At 69.8% G+C, this 14301-nt stretch carries 16 protein-coding genes; 9 read left to right on the top strand and 7 right to left on the bottom strand.

The window, feature by feature from the left end; translation table 11 throughout:
• The first annotated feature begins 174 nt into the window (after positions 1 to 174).
• The gene (locus Q5425_RS13315) at positions 175 to 1107 is read left to right on the top strand and encodes a DMT family transporter (protein WP_308672507.1); all 933 of its coding nucleotides are present in this window, start codon (positions 175 to 177) and stop codon (positions 1105 to 1107) included.
• Positions 1108 to 1132: 25 nt separating this feature from the next.
• Entirely contained in the window at positions 1133 to 2041 is a 909-nt protein-coding gene (locus Q5425_RS13310; RefSeq protein WP_308672506.1) for a LysR family transcriptional regulator, read from the top strand.
• A gap of 25 nt (positions 2042 to 2066) precedes the next feature.
• Here the strand turns inward: Q5425_RS13310 and Q5425_RS13305 are convergent, their stop codons facing one another.
• Positions 2067 to 2678, bottom strand: coding sequence for a TetR/AcrR family transcriptional regulator (locus Q5425_RS13305; protein ID WP_308672505.1), 612 nt, complete (start codon positions 2676 to 2678; stop codon positions 2067 to 2069).
• Positions 2679 to 2737: 59 nt separating this feature from the next.
• Between Q5425_RS13305 and Q5425_RS13300 the strand changes: the two genes are divergently transcribed.
• Positions 2738 to 3358 carry a peroxiredoxin-like family protein gene (locus tag Q5425_RS13300; protein ID WP_308672504.1) on the top strand — a complete coding sequence of 207 codons (621 nt, stop codon included), beginning with the start codon at positions 2738 to 2740 and terminating at the stop codon, positions 3356 to 3358.
• On the opposite strand, the gene Q5425_RS45735 is transcribed toward Q5425_RS13300, so the two are convergent.
• Positions 3345 to 3533, bottom strand: a complete 189-nt coding sequence (locus Q5425_RS45735) for a hypothetical protein (RefSeq protein WP_396135163.1) — start codon at positions 3531 to 3533, stop codon at positions 3345 to 3347. The genes Q5425_RS13300 and Q5425_RS45735 overlap by 14 nt on opposite strands.
• Before the next feature lie 106 nt (positions 3534 to 3639).
• On the bottom strand, positions 3640 to 3957 hold the full coding sequence (locus Q5425_RS45730; RefSeq protein ID WP_396135162.1) for a DedA family protein: 318 nt from the start codon (positions 3955 to 3957) through the stop codon (positions 3640 to 3642).
• Positions 3958 to 4085: 128 nt separating this feature from the next.
• Here Q5425_RS45730 and Q5425_RS13290 point away from each other — a divergent pair, with 128 nt between their 5' ends.
• Positions 4086 to 4988 carry an SDR family oxidoreductase gene (locus Q5425_RS13290; protein WP_308672503.1) on the top strand — a complete coding sequence of 301 codons (903 nt, stop codon included), beginning with the start codon at positions 4086 to 4088 and terminating at the stop codon, positions 4986 to 4988.
• Here the strand turns inward: Q5425_RS13290 and Q5425_RS13285 are convergent.
• Together Q5425_RS13285 and leuA are read right to left on the bottom strand one after the other, a co-directional pair.
• Positions 4979 to 5956: a WYL domain-containing protein gene (locus Q5425_RS13285; RefSeq protein WP_308672502.1), complete on the bottom strand. Its 978-nt coding sequence runs from the start codon at positions 5954 to 5956 to the stop codon at positions 4979 to 4981. The genes Q5425_RS13290 and Q5425_RS13285 overlap by 10 nt on opposite strands.
• On the bottom strand, positions 5953 to 7713 hold the full coding sequence (gene leuA / locus Q5425_RS13280) for a 2-isopropylmalate synthase (protein WP_308672501.1): 1761 nt from the start codon (positions 7711 to 7713) through the stop codon (positions 5953 to 5955). The genes Q5425_RS13285 and leuA overlap by 4 nt, the downstream gene beginning before the upstream one ends.
• Positions 7714 to 7941: 228 nt before the next feature.
• On the opposite strand from leuA, the gene Q5425_RS13275 reads away from it, so the two are divergent.
• Complete coding sequence (locus tag Q5425_RS13275; RefSeq protein ID WP_308672500.1) at positions 7942 to 8307, top strand: hypothetical protein; 366 nt, start codon at positions 7942 to 7944, stop codon at positions 8305 to 8307.
• On the opposite strand, the gene Q5425_RS13270 is transcribed toward Q5425_RS13275, so the two are convergent.
• Entirely contained in the window at positions 8226 to 9272 is a 1047-nt protein-coding gene (locus Q5425_RS13270) for a Fic/DOC family N-terminal domain-containing protein (RefSeq protein ID WP_308672499.1), read from the bottom strand. The two genes, Q5425_RS13275 and Q5425_RS13270, sit on opposite strands and share 82 nt — an antisense overlap.
• A gap of 156 nt (positions 9273 to 9428) precedes the next feature.
• The gene (locus Q5425_RS13265; RefSeq protein WP_308672498.1) at positions 9429 to 10025 is read right to left on the bottom strand and encodes a nitroreductase family protein; all 597 of its coding nucleotides are present in this window, start codon (positions 10023 to 10025) and stop codon (positions 9429 to 9431) included.
• 229 nt (positions 10026 to 10254) lie between these two features.
• Here Q5425_RS13265 and Q5425_RS13260 point away from each other — a divergent pair, with 229 nt between their 5' ends.
• From Q5425_RS13260 to Q5425_RS13245, 4 genes are all read left to right on the top strand, one after another.
• On the top strand, positions 10255 to 11520 hold the full coding sequence (locus Q5425_RS13260) for an aspartate kinase (RefSeq protein ID WP_103355193.1): 1266 nt from the start codon (positions 10255 to 10257) through the stop codon (positions 11518 to 11520).
• On the top strand, positions 11520 to 12560 hold the full coding sequence (locus Q5425_RS13255) for an aspartate-semialdehyde dehydrogenase (RefSeq protein ID WP_308672497.1): 1041 nt from the start codon (positions 11520 to 11522) through the stop codon (positions 12558 to 12560). The genes Q5425_RS13260 and Q5425_RS13255 overlap by 1 nt, the downstream gene beginning before the upstream one ends.
• A gap of 93 nt (positions 12561 to 12653) precedes the next feature.
• Positions 12654 to 13844, top strand: a complete 1191-nt coding sequence (locus Q5425_RS13250; protein WP_308672496.1) for an RtcB family protein — start codon at positions 12654 to 12656, stop codon at positions 13842 to 13844.
• A 15-nt stretch (positions 13845 to 13859) separates the two neighbouring features.
• The gene (locus Q5425_RS13245; RefSeq protein WP_308672495.1) at positions 13860 to 14240 is read left to right on the top strand and encodes a hypothetical protein; all 381 of its coding nucleotides are present in this window, start codon (positions 13860 to 13862) and stop codon (positions 14238 to 14240) included.
• Positions 14241 to 14301: the final 61 nt, after the last annotated feature.

Below are 14301 nucleotides of genomic sequence, written 5' to 3'. Positions count from 1 at the left end.
TCCACTGTGTCAAGGGCGACCGTGAAGGACCAGCGAGAATATCTGCACCGACCATGTAGCTTCGCTTCACAGATCATTCCGGCGTCTCGGGCGTTGCTCACCCCGCCCGCGCGTATTGCCCGGGTTGTCCGATCCGGTGACGATGGGCGGCGTTGCCGACGAATGGGGAAGCCGATGCTGCGAGGCGTACTGCCGCTGACCGGGTTCGCGGCGCTGACCGCGGCCCTCGACGTCTTCGCCGGCAACCAGCTGGAACAGCTGCGCCCGGCGACGGTCGCCGCGCTGTCGTTCACCTTCGCCGCGGTGGCCTTCCTGGTGTTCGCGCTGCTGCGGGACGGCGTCGCCGTGACGTTCCGCCCGCTGCGGGAGCTGCGCGGCGACGTCGTGATGGTCAACGTGACGACCGCCGCGACCTGGCTGTCGATGCTGTACGCGCTGCAGTACCTCGAACCGGCCGTGGTCAACGTCGTCGGCATCGCGCTCGGCCCCGTGCTGACCTTGGTGCTGAACCCGTTGCTGCGCAAGGGCACCGCGATCCTGCGCGGCGAGGCGTGGGTGGCGGTCGGCATCGGCGTGCTGATCGGGCTGCTGGTCTGGGGCTCGTTCACCGGTCACAGCGGGCTCGACCGGACGCCCGGCGAGACGCTCGCCGGGGTGGCGCTCGTGCTCGTCACCGGCGTCGGCTCGGTGGCGAACGTGATCTACTCCAAGCGGCTGAGCGACGCCGAACTGCCGCCGCGGCGGGTGCTCGCCGTGCGGTTCTTCCTCATCCTGGCGATGACGTGGGTGCTCGTCGCGATCGACGACGCACCGGGTGTCGGGGTGGCGCTGGGGCCGTCGGCGCTGATCGCCGCGCTCGGCGTCGCGCTGCCGCTCTACCTGCTCCAGGTCGGGATCAAGCGGACCGAGCCGATCACCGCGTCGATCCTGCTGACGCTTTCGCCGCTGTTCGCCTTCCTGATGCAGCTCGCCGACCACCGCCTCACGCCGTCCGTGCTCACGCTCGGCTGCGTGGCCGGGATCGTGGCGCTGGTCAGCGCCGGCACGATCGTGCGGATGCGCCACGACCGTGAAGCCGTGGCCACCGAAGCCGCGGCCACTGTGTAGCCACGCTTCAACTACGCTGGGGCCCGTGGATCTGGGCCGGCTGCGCACCCTGCGGGAATTCGCCGACCGCGGGAGCGTGACGGCGGCCGCGCGGGCACTGCACTGCACGCCGTCGGCGGTCTCGCAGCAGCTGCGCGCGCTGCAGGGAGAGGTCGGCCTGCCGCTCACCGAACCGGCGGGCCGGGGCCTCCGGCTGACCGACGCGGGCCGCGCGCTGGTCGCCCGCGCCGACGAGGTGCTCGCCGCGCTCGAGCGGGCCGAGTCCGAACTGGACACCTACCGCAGTGCGCCCCGCGGGCGGGTGCGGATCGCGATCTTCCAGTCGGCCGGCCTGATGCTGCTGCCGGGGCTGCTGACCCGCGTCGCCGGGTACGACGGCCTGGAGGTTGACGTCCGGGACGTCGACATGACACCACCGGAGGTGCCGGGCCTGGTCGCGGACTACGACATCGTCGTGGCGCACCGCGACGAGCACGCACCGGAGTTCGATTCGAGCCGCGTCGAGGTGGTGCCGCTGCTGCGGGAACCGCTCGACGTCGCGCTGCCGGCCGGGCACCGGCTGGCGGACCAGCGCCGCGTCGAGCTGTCGGAACTGGCGGACGAACGCTGGATCAGCGTCGACTTCGGCTTCCCGGTGGACGACGTGCTGCGCTCGCTCACCATCCGCACCGGCGTGCGGCCGGTCGTGGTGCAGCGGATCAACGACTTCCGGATCACCGAGCGGCTGGTCGCCGCGGGCCACGGCATCGCGCTGCTGCCGCGGTACACGATGGACACCTACCGCGGCAGCGGGCTGGTCGGGCGGCCGCTGGCCGGCATCCGGGCGGCCCGGCTGGTGGAGGCGGTCTGCCGCACGGGCGCCCTCCAGCGCCCGGCGGTGGCCCAGGTGATCGAGGAGCTGCGCGCGGAGATCGCCCAGCTCACCGCCTCGTGAGTGGTAAGGCGGGTTCTAACCCGCCTTACCACTCACGAGCGTGGGAGCGCAGGTAGGCCAGCGCGATTCCCAGCGCGTCCTCCAGCGCCGTGAGGTCGTGCCGGATGTGCGCCAGCAGCAGTCCACCTTGGACGGACGTCATCGCCGCCTGCGCCAGCCGCGCCGGGTCGGCGCCGGGATCGAGCTCTCCCTTGTCCCGCAACGCGGTCAGCCCACGCACGAGGTGTGACTCCCACGTCCGGTAGGCCTGGTCGACCAATGGCGCGAGCGTCGGGTTGTCGCCCACCTCACCGGCGAGGTTGCCCAGCGGGCAGGCGATCGGACCGCCCGCCCGGCGGTGGACGTCCAGCAGCTGCTCGGTCCACGTCTCGAGGTCGGCCCAGGAGGTGAGGGTGAAGATCGCGGGCTGGTTGCCGAGGATCCGCTCGAGGTAGCGGTCGATCACGGCCTCGACCAGCTGGTTCTTGTTCTTGAAGTAGTGGTACATCTGCGATTTTCCGGCGCCGCTCGCGGCGAGGACCTTGTCGAGGCTCGTGCCCGCGACGCCGTCGACGTACATCAGCTCCGCCGCCGCGTCGACGATCGCGTCGCGGGTCCGCTTGCCGCGCGGGGTCGAGGCCGCTGCTTGCGTCTCCATGTACCGAATAGTACAGTTCGGTTCACTGTACCGATCAGTACAACGAACTAGGGGGATCCATGACGCTCGACAACGCCCTGACCGGCCTGAACGACCACCTCCGGGGCGCACTGCCGCCGGAGATCTCCGAGGTCCTCGAGGAGGACCGGCGCCGGGCCGCCGGGACGAAGTTCGCCGAGGTGGGCGCCGAGGTGGCGGACTTCGAGCTGCCCGGCGCCGACGGGTCGCCGACGAGCCTGGGCGAACTGGTCGCGGCCGGGCCGGCGGTGCTCGTGTTCTACCGCGGCCAGTGGTGCCCGTACTGCAACCTGACCTTGCGCACCTACCAGCAGGAGCTGCTGCCCGAGCTGGCGCGCCTCGAAGCGAGCCTGGTCGCGATCAGCCCGCAGCGGCCGGACGGCTCGCTGCCCGCCGGGGAGCTGGAGTTCCCGGTGCTTTCGGACGTCGGCAGCACCGTCGCGCGGGGGCTCGGGCTGAGCTACCCCGTCTCCGCCCCCGTTCGCGAGGCCATGAAGACCCTCGGCATGGACCTCGAGGAGGTCAACGGTGCTTGGGAGCTGGTCCACCCGGCGGTCGTCGTGGTCGACCGGGCGCGCGTGATCCGCTACCTCGACGTCCACCCGGACTTCGTCACGCGGACCGAGCCGGCGGAGATCCTGGAAGCGGTCAAGTCGCTTTAGCGCTGTGCCGGACGCTGTAGGTGATCACCGAACCCAGGATCAGGGCGACGCCCAGGGAGAGCAGCATGCTGATCCCGGGTTCGGTGACGATCCGGCCGTCCGCGTAGCCGAGGAAGGCCACGTACGACGTCCAGAGTGTGACGCCGACGGCCGAGGCGGCGAAAAACTCCGCCATCGGCCATCGGAGTGATCCGGCGAGTAGGGCGCCCAGAGTTCCGCCCCCGCTGTCTTTTCGGGGGTCCGGGTGGCGGAGCCCCCGGCCCGGGGCGGAGCCCCGGATGTCACGGCAGCCAGCGGGCGACCACCAGCACCGGCCGGGGATGGCGCTGCAGCCGCCCGTCGAGCCAGCCGAGGCCGGCGGCGATCTTCTTCCGCTTGCCCAGCCGGTCCAGCGCCGCCCGGCCACCGAACCGGCCGAGGGCGTAAAGCACCTGGTCGGACGCCAGGCACCCGGCACTCGCCACGGCGATCACCGGTGCCAGCGACGTCCCGCCCTGCGCCGCCGCGACGCCCATGCCGAGGAGGGTCACCTCGGTGGGCAGCAGCGGCACCAGCGAGACGACGAACAGCACCAGCAGTCCCGCCGTCGATCCGTCCACATCTCCATTAACCTTCTGCCGGCCCGGCGCACTCCCGATCACCGGGGACTCACAGCAACCCGACAGGTCGTCCACAGGCTTCGCGAACCATGACAGGAGTTGTCATGGTTCGCCGTGAAGCTGGCGGCATGAACCAACTTTCCGGAAAAGTCGCACTGGTGGCGGGCGGGACGCGCGGCGCGAGCCGGGCGATCGCCGTCGAACTCGGACGGGCGGGTGCCTTCGTGTACGTGACCGGCCGCTCCACCCGCGCCGGACGGTCCGAAGTGGACCGGCCGGAGACGATCGAGGAGACGGCCGAGCTGGTCGAGCGGGCGGGCGGGCGCGCGGAGGCGATCCGCGTCGACCACCTGGTGCCGGACGAGGTCGAGGCGCTGGCCAAGCAGGTCGGCCCGCTCGACATCCTGATCGACGGCCTCTGGGGCGGCGACCACCACCTCGGCTGGGGCAAGCCGGTGTGGGAGCACGACCTGGCGGCGGGCCTGCGCATGATCCGCCTCGGCATCGACGCGCACCTGATCACCAGCCACTTCCTGCTCCCGCAGCTGATCGGGCGCCCGGGCGGCCTGGTCGTCGAGCTGACCGACGGCACGGCCGAGTACAACGCGAAGTACCGCGAAGGCACTTCGCTGCCGTTCTACCTCGCGAAGGCGTCGGCGCACCTGCTGGCGATCGGCGAGGCGGCCGAGCTGGCCGCGCATTCGTGCACGGCGGTGGCGTTCACACCGGGGTACCTGCGGTCGGAGGCGATGCTGGAGATCTACGGGGTGACGGAGGACAACTGGCGCGATGCGTGCGCGCGCGTGCCGCACTTCGCGATCTCGGAGACGCCGACGTTCTGCGGGCGGACGGTGGTGGCGCTGGCGGCGGACCCGGACCGGCACCGGTGGAGCGGGCAGACGGTGAGCAGCGGGCAGCTGGCGAAGGAGTACGAAGTGGACGACGTCGACGGCAGCAGGCCAGACGGCTGGCGGTACATGACGGAGGTGGCCGACGCAGGCAAGCCGGCGGACACGACCGGCTACCGCTGAGCGTTCCGGGCCGCCAGCTCCGCGCCGATCGCGGCGAGCGCCGCCCGCAGTTCCCCCGGCTCGAGCACCTCCACACCGGGGCTCAACGCGACCAGCTGGCCGAGGCCGATCTCCCCGTCTTCCAGGGCGAGTTCGGCCTCGGCCCACCCCTGCTCGTCCGGCGTTCCCAGCGACACCACCGTGTCCGCCAGGTGCTCACCCCCGAACACCCTCCGCAGCTCCCGCACCGCCGTCCGGTTCAGCCGGGCGCGAACCCGCAACGGCCGCGCCACCTGCTCGAACGCCGCCGATGACGAGCGCCACCAGTGGGCCAGGTCGAAGTCCGGTGGGCGGTCGAACGACACCTCCGACAACCGGACGTCGAGGATCCGCGAAACCCGGTAAGTCCGCAGAACGTCGTCCGGCACCACCCGCGCCACCAGGTACCAGACACCCGCCTTCAGCACGAGCCCCAGCGGTTCCAGCTCCCGCGAAGCCACCTTGTCGCGGCGCCGGTAGGAGACCGACACCCGCCGCTGGGTCCAGACCGCCCGGGCCACCGCCGTCAGCGCCGCCGGCTCGTCCGACGAGCCGAACCAGCCCGGTGCGTCCAGGTGGAACCGCCCCGCGACCAGCGCCGCGTGTTCCCGCAGCTCGGCAGGCATCCCCGCGGCCACCTTCGCCCGCGCCGCGCTGCTCGCCGTGTCCAGACCGAGTCCCGCGAGTGCGGAAGGAACCCCCAGCGCGAACAGCGCGACGGCCTCGCGTGCGGTGAGGCCGTCGAGACCCGCGCGCCAGCCGTCGACCAGGCGGAAGCCGCCGTGGCGGCCCTGCTCGGTCCACAGGGGAACACCCGCGTCGCGCAGCGCGGCCAGGTCGCGGTGCATCGTGCGCTCCGAGACCCCCAGTTCGGAAGCGAGCTCAGCGGCGGTCGCGCTGCGTCGCCGTTGCAGCGTGAACAACAGCGCGACCAGCCGCTCGGCCTTCACCGGTTGGCGCGGTTCACCGCCGAGACGACCGCGCGCAGCGACGCCGTGACGATCGACGGGTCGATCCCGATGCCCCAGAACACCCGGTCGGAGATCGCGCACTCGATGTACGACGCGGCGCGCGCGTCGTCGCCCGGCGAGAGCGTGTGCTCGCTGTAGTCCAGCAGGCGCAGGTCGAAGCCCACCGTCGACAGCGCGTCGAAGAACGCCGCGATCGGGCCGTTGCCGCGGCCGGTGACCTCGTGCTCGTCACCCTCCACGCGCACGGTCGCGGTGATGTCGTACTCGCCGTCGCCGTTGTCGCGGACGTGCTGGCGGACCAGCTCCAGCGGCGTTTTCAGCTCCAGGTACTCGGCCGAGAACGCGTTGTACATCGTCGCCGGGTCGACCTCGCCGCCCTCGGTGTCGGTGTAGCGCTGGATGACCTTCGAGAACTCGATCTGCAGCCGCCGCGGCAGGTCGAGCTGGTGCTCGGCCTTCATGATGTAGGCGACGCCGCCCTTGCCGGACTGCGAGTTCACCCGGATCACGGCCTCGTACGTGCGGCCGACGTCCTTCGGGTCGATCGGCAGGTACGGGACCTCCCACGGGTACTCGTCGATCGGTACGCCCTGCTTGTCCGCGGCGTCCTTCAACGCGTCGAGACCCTTGTTGATCGCGTCCTGGTGGCTGCCCGAGAAAGCCGTGAACACCAGGTCGCCGCCCCACGGCGAGCGCTCGCCGACCGGCAGCTGGTTGCAGTACTCGACCGTCCGCTTGATCTCGTCCATGTCGGAGAAGTCGATCTGCGGGTCGATGCCCTGGCTGTAGAGGTTCATGCCCAGCGCGACCAGGTCGACGTTGCCGGTCCGCTCGCCGTTGCCGAACAGGCAGCCCTCGATCCGATCGGCGCCGGCCTGGTAACCGAGCTCGGCGGCGGCGATGCCGGTGCCGCGGTCGTTGTGCGGGTGCAGCGACAGGATCACCGAGTCGCGGCGGGCCAGGTTCCGGCTCATCCACTCGATCGAGTCGGCGTAGACGTTCGGAGTGGCCATTTCGACGGTCGCCGGCAGGTTCAGGATCACCGGCTTCTCCGGCGTCGGCTGCCAGATGTCGGTGACGGCGTTGCAGACCTCGAGCGCGTAGGACAGCTCGGTGCCGGTGTAGGACTCCGGCGAGTACTGGAACCGGAAGTCGGTGTCCGGCTGCTTCGCGGCCAGCTCGACGACCATTTCCGCGGCCTGCGTCGCGATCTTCTTGATGCCTTCGCGCTCCTCGCGGAAGACCACGCGGCGCTGCAGGATCGACGTCGAGTTGTAGATGTGGACGATCGCCCGCGGCGCGCCTTCGAGCGACTTGAAGGTCCGCTCGATCAGCTCGGGACGGCACTGGGTCAGCACCTGGATGCTGACGTCGTCCGGGATGGCGTGCTCTTCGATGATCTCGCGGACGAAGTCGAAGTCCGTCTGGGACGCGGCCGGGAAGCCGACCTCGATCTCCTTGTAGCCCATGCGGACCAGCAGGTCGAAGAACTTGCGCTTGCGCGCCGGCGACATCGGGTCGATCAGGGCCTGGTTGCCGTCCCGCAGGTCGACGGCGCACCACAGCGGCGCGCGGTCGATGCGCTTTTCGGGCCAGGTGCGGTCGGGCAGGTCGATGTTCTCGACCACGTCGTACCAGGGGCGGTAGCGGTGGACCGGCATCGACGTGCCGCGCTGGGTGTTCCAGGCGGGCTGGTCAGCGGGCGCGGGACGAGAAGGTTTGCGGATCTTGCTCATGGGATTTGGGGTGTCTCCAGCTCGACGGGTGCGACCGGCACCACGAAGCCCCGCGACGGGGAGCCGGTCCGGTCAGGCCCCGTCGCGGCAGCGAAGCAGGAGAGCACGCGCCACGGCCCCACCATAACCAGGGAACGCGGGCCGAGGGAAGCCGGGCCGCGATGCAACCGTTACCCACTCGGTTACTTGTGGGTAGCAATCGGCGTACCTCCGTGCGAAACTGCGGGCATGGGTGAGCACGCAGAGTCGTCGGAGGAGACCCGCGTCTCCCGCCGCGCCGCCGTCGACTGGCGCGAGAAGCGGGGCAAGGTGGCCTCGGTGGTGGCGTCGATCGTCCGCTGGGTCGGGCTGATCTTCGCCGCGTTCCTGGTGATCCACGTGATCTTCACGGTCGGCTCGGCCAACCCGGACAACGGCATCGTCTCGTTCGTCAAGTCCTGGGCGGACAGCCTCGCGCTCGGCTTCAGCGACCTGTTCACCCCGAGTGACGGAAAGCTGCGCGTCCTGGTGAACTACGGCATCGCGGCCATCTTCTGGATGGTCGTGTCCGGGATCCTGGCCAAGGTCATCCGCCGCGTGGGCGGGGCTTCTTGACGCCTCGGCCGCCTAGCTTTCGGCGAGTTCGTCGTACACTCGATCGCAGATGTACCGGCGACCGTAGCTTCCTCCGGTGATCTCGCGGAGAAAGCCGGCTCCTCCAGTTTCCTGATCGCGGTGGCGGCGGTCGGGTACGACACGCCAAGGTCCGCCTGCACCTTGGGAATCGTCGTCATCGGGTAGCCGATGAGGTTCACGGCCAGTTCGTGGACGGTGCCGCGGGCGCCCGCGCCCTTCATCGTTTCGATGACCTCCTGGGAGAACGCCTCTTCGATGAGCTGCAGGGTGATGACCAGGCGGCCGATCCGGCCGTTCCCGTCGCTGAACGGGTGCAGTGTTTCGAACAGGTAGTGGCCGAGGGCCACCTTGACCAGTACTGGCATCTCTTGATCGGCATTTATCCACTTTTCCCAGTCGCTCACGCCGTCACGGAGCGAATCTCCGTTGGGCGGCGGGACGAACCTGGACTGCTCGATTCCCCTGCCCCGGTCTCCGATGCAGACGAGCCTTTCGCGGAGCCTGCCCGCGTCGTACGCGTCGCCGCGTGTCCCGGCTACGAGGATCTGCTGGAGTTTGGACACCACCTGCAGGCAGATCGGCAGCTTCTTGACGAGGTCGAGCCCGGCGAACGCGGCCTGGACGTAGTTCTGCACCTCCCGCACTTCTGCCGTCGGCTGATGACTGTCGACGTAGTGGGCTTCCAGCACGTCGGCGTAGGGCGCGTACGTTCCTTCAAGTGCCGAGGTGCTGACCGCTTCCCGGGTCAGCGACGGCCGCACCAGCAGGTCGGGATTGGGCAGCCGGTCGGTGAGGGCGTCCAGCGAGCCGAGAGCGCGGTCGGCTTCGCTGAGGACCTTGTATGTGCCGGGTGAGAGTTCGACTACGCTGGGAAGTGGCGCGGGCACGAACGCGAAGTGGTCGTAGGCCTGCTTGGTCCGGCTGTCGACGCCACGGACCGGCACCAGGTGGCCGGCTGGTGACTGCCTGAACGACTCTGCCTGCCCTTTTAAAGCTTAGCGCAAGAAGCTTTAATCTCATTGCCGGGATCTAAGGGTTCTTGCAGTCCCAAGCTCGGAATGCAAGACATCGGCTTGGACCTTTGAAACTCCGGTCGGCCGCTAGCTCCCGAAGGCCGGCTTGCCCCACTGATCGGTGAACGCGAACTCCGCCAGCGGGAGCCGCACCCGGTCGGCCTTCTCGCGCTCGATCCGCCAGTCCTCCGCCAGTACGTCCGCGGGTGCCGGCGACCCCACCGCGATCGCCACCTTCGGGACGGCGTCGTCCGGGAGCGAGAACGCCGCCCGCACCGCGTCCGGGGAGAAGCCGGCCATCTGGTGCGCGATCAAGCCCAGCTCGACCGCCTGCAGCACGAGGTTCTCCGACGCCAGCCCGAGCCCGTACTCCGCGTAGGGGACGTCGCCCTTCTCGTTCGTCGTCACCATCACGCCGATCATCAGCAGGCTCGCGCGGTGCGCCCAGGCCCGGTTGCCCGAATTGAGCGTCGCGAGGATCGCGTCGAACGCCGGGGTACCGCGGACGCCCACCAGGTAGCGGGCCGGCTGGGTGTTGCCGAACGACGGCGCCCAGCGGGCGGCCTCCAGGAGGGCTCTCACCTGTTCCGGGGAGACGGCCGCCGACTCGTCGAAGGCCCGCGGGCTCCAGCGTTCGGCCATCAAGGAAGCGATCGGGACGCTCGTCACAGCTGGTTTTTGCACGATCCCGACGATACCGACGGAGTGCGCTGCGTCACTCGGGAGGAAGGGCTCCGCGCATTCTGTTGGTGTTGCGGAAGATTTACTTCCACGACACCCACCGGCGGGGTCCGCCCCACGTCAAGAGGGTGGCGAGCCGCCGAAGCCCCGGTAGGCTCCAGGTCAAATCATGGGACGCGGGGGCTCTCCGGTGCCCGCCAGGGAGCCGCCCGGCCCGCGAGGAGGTTCGGGCGTGGCCCTCGTGGTCCAGAAGTACGGCGGATCGTCGCTGGAAAGTGCCGACCGGATCAAGCGCGTGGCGGAGCGGATCGTCGCGACGAAGAAGGCGGGCAACGACGTCGTCGTCGTCTGCTCGGCGATGGGTGACACCACCGACGAGCTGCTCGACCTGGCGCAGCAGGTCAACCCGGCGCCGCCGGAGCGGGAAATGGACATGCTGCTCACCGCCGGTGAGCGCATCTCGAACTCGCTGGTCGCGATGGCGATCGCGGCCCAGGGCGCCGAGGCGTGGTCGTTCACCGGATCGCAGGCCGGCGTCGTCACGACGTCGGTGCACGGCAACGCGCGCATCATCGACGTCACCCCGAGCCGGGTCACCGAGGCGCTCGAGCAGGGCTACATCGCGCTGGTGGCGGGCTTCCAGGGCGTCGCGCAGGACACCAAGGACATCACCACGCTGGGCCGCGGCGGCTCGGACACCACCGCCGTCGCGCTGGCCGCCGCGCTGAACGCCGACGTCTGCGAGATCTACTCCGATGTGGACGGTGTGTACACCTCCGACCCGCGAGTGGTGCCGGACGCGCGCAAGCTCGACACCGTCACGTACGAGGAAATGCTCGAGCTCGCCGCGAGCGGGTCGAAGATCCTGCACCTGCGTTCGGTCGAGTACGCGCGCCGCTACGGCGTCCCGATCCGAGTCCGTTCTTCCTACAGCGACAAGCCGGGCACGACGGTGACCGGTTCTATCGAGGAGATCCCCGTGGAACAAGCCCTGATCACCGGTGTGGCGCACGACCGCTCCGAAGCCAAGATCACGGTGACCGGGGTGCCGGACCACACCGGTGCCGCGGCCCGGATCTTCCGCGTGATCGCCGACGCCGAGATCGACATCGACATGGTGCTGCAGAACGTGTCCAGCACCGTTTCCGGCCGCACCGACATCACGTTCACGCTGTCGAAGGCCAACGGCGCCAAGGCGGTCAAGGAACTGGAGAAGGTCAAGGCGGAGATCGGCTTCGAGTCGGTCCTCTACGACGACCACGTCGGCAAGGTGTCGCTGGTCGGCGCCGGAATGCGCTCGCACCCGGGTGTCACGGCGACGTTCTGCGAGGCGCTCGCCCAGGCCGGCGTCAACATCGAAATCATCAACACCTCGGAGATCCGCATTTCGGTGCTGATCCGGGACGCGCAGCTCGACGAAGCCGTGCGCGCGATCCACGAGGCGTTCGAACTCGGCGGCGACGAAGAAGCCGTCGTCTACGCGGGGAGTGGTCGCTGATGGCGGACGGGCTGCGGGTCGGGGTGGTCGGCGCGACCGGCCAGGTCGGTGCGGTGATGCGCAAGCTGCTGGCGGAGCGGGAATTCCCGATCGCCGAACTGCGCTACTTCGCTTCGGCGCGCTCGGCGGGGTCGAAGCTCCCCTGGCGTGACACGGAAATCACGATCGAAGACGCGTCGACGGCCGATCCGTCCGGTTTGGACATCGCACTGTTCTCGGCGGGCGGCTCGACGTCGAAGGCGCAGGGGCCGCGGTTCGCGGCGGCCGGGGTGACGGTGATCGACAACTCGTCGGCGTTCCGGATGGACCCGGACGTGCCGCTGGTCGTCAGCGAGGTCAACCCGGAGGCCATCAAGGAGGCGCGCAAGGGGATCATCGCGAACCCCAACTGCACCACGATGGCCGCGATGCCGGTGCTGAAGCCGCTGCACGACGAGGCCGGGCTGGTCCGGCTGGTCGCCTCGACGTACCAGGCGGTTTCGGGCAGCGGGCTGGCCGGCGTCGACGAGCTCGCCGGCCAGGTGAAGGCGGCCGCCGAGCACGCGTCGCTGCTGACCCACGACGGCGCGGCGATCCAGTTCCCGAAGCCGGAGAAGTACGTCCGGCCGATCGCGTTCAACGTCCTGCCGATGGCCGGGTCCATTGTGGACGACGGTGAGCTGGAGACGGACGAGGAGAAGAAGTTCCGCAACGAAAGCCGCAAGATCCTGAGCATCCCGGGCCTCGGCGTCTCGTGCACCTGCGTGCGCGTGCCGGTGTTCTCGGGGCACTCGATCTCGGTGAACGCGCAGTTCGAGCGGCCGCTGACGGTCGAGCGCGCGACGGAGCTGCTGGCCCACGCGCCGGGCGTCGAGCTGTCGGAGGTCCCGACCCCGCTGCAGGCGGCGGGCAACGACCCGAGCTACGTCGGCCGGATCCGGGTGGACCAGGGTGTCGAGGGTGGCCACGGGCTGGCGATGTTCATCTCGAGCGACAACCTGCGCAAGGGGGCGGCGCTCAACGCCGTGCAGATCGCGGAGCTGGTGGCGCAGCAGCTGTAGTGACCACAGTGGACAGCTGAAAACTCGCTTGGCCGTTTCGCGGTGCCCGGGGGATCCTGGGCACCGCGAAAGGCTTTTCAAGGGGAGGAAAACATGTACACCGCTGTCGAAGGGGCCCGCGTCCCGATCCGGATGTGGGCGGATCCCGCTTCCGTCGAAGACCAGGCCATGCGGCAGCTGCACAACGTCGCGAACCTGCCGTGGGTGCACGGTGTCGCCGTGATGCCCGACGTCCACTACGGCAAGGGCGCCACCGTCGGCAGCGTCATCGCCATGCGCGACGCCGTCTCGCCGGCCGCGGTCGGGGTCGACATCGGCTGCGGGATGAGCGCCGTCCGGACGTCGCTTACCGCGAGTGACCTGCCCGACGACCTCGGCAAGCTGCGCCGCCGGATCGAGTCCGCCGTGCCGGTGGGCTTCGGCCTGCACAAGACGCCCGTGAACCCGGCGAAGGTGCACGGCGTCGGTGGCTGGGACGCGTTCTGGAAGCAGTTCGGCGACCTCCACACCGGCGTCCAGGAGCTGCACGACCGGGCGGCGCGGCAGATCGGCAGCCTCGGTGGCGGTAACCACTTCATCGAGGTCTGCCTCGAGCAGGGTGGCGCCGACGAGGGCCGGGTCTGGCTGATGCTGCACTCGGGTTCGCGCAACATCGGCAAGGAGCTGGCGGAGCGGCACATGGCCGTCGCGCGCAAGCTCCCGCACAACGCCGACCTGCCCGACCCCGACCTCGCGGTGTTCGTCGCCGGCACGCCGGAGATGCAGGCCTACCGGCGCGACTTGTTCTGGGCGCAGGACTACGCGGCGCGCAACCGCGCCACGATGGTCGCGCTCGTGAAGCTGGCGCTCGCGGACGTCGTGCCGGGCACGACCTTCGACGACGCGATCTCGTGCCACCACAACTACGTCGCCGAGGAGACCTACGACGGCGTCGAGCTGCTCGTCACCCGCAAGGGCGCGATCCGTGCCGGATCGGGTGACCTCGGGATCATCCCGGGCAGCATGGGGACCGGTTCGTACATCGTCCGCGGCCTGGGCAACAACTCGTCGTTCCAGTCGGCGTCGCACGGCGCGGGCCGCCGGATGTCGCGGAACAAGGCGAAGAAGCTGTTCACCGCCGACGACCTGGCGGCCCAGACGGCCGGCGTCGAGTGCCGCAAGGACTCCGGCGTGGTCGACGAGATCCCGGCGGCGTACAAGGACATCGAAACGGTGATCCGCGCGCAGACGGACCTGGTCGAGGTGGTGGCGCACCTCAAGCAGGTGGTCTGCGTCAAGGGCTGACGGTACGTTGGCGCCATGACGAGGGGTGGAACGACGGCCGCGCTGCTGGCCGTGGCGGCCTTGCTGCTGAGCGGGTGCGCCGAGGTCGGCAACGCGGTCGACCAGGGGAGCAGGACGGCGGACAAGGTCGCGGCGTGCACCGAAGCGCTGGGGCTCGCCGACCTGAACCCCCTGGTCGACCCGGCCAAGCTGAAGGCGCGCGCCGAGGACAAGGAGCGGCGGCTGCGCGAGCTCGCGGGCGACGTCCAGGACCAGGACGTCAAGAACGCCCTGCTCGGTATGGCCGATTCCTACGTCGAGGTGCAGAAGGAACGCATCGAGGACGCCGGCGTCGTGGCCCAGTGGGTGCAGCGCAACGTCAAGAAGCTCGACGCCCTCCGCGCCGCCTGCGGCTGACCGGGTCTGCCGCAGCCCGTCGTGAGTGGTAACGCGGGTTCTAACCCGCGTTACCACTCAC

This window comes from Amycolatopsis sp. A133 (assembly GCF_031082405.1).
Lineage (GTDB): Bacteria > Actinomycetota > Actinomycetes > Mycobacteriales > Pseudonocardiaceae > Amycolatopsis.
Note: the sequence above shows the minus strand (reverse complement) of the source record. Positions and strands in the feature narration are given on the sequence as shown.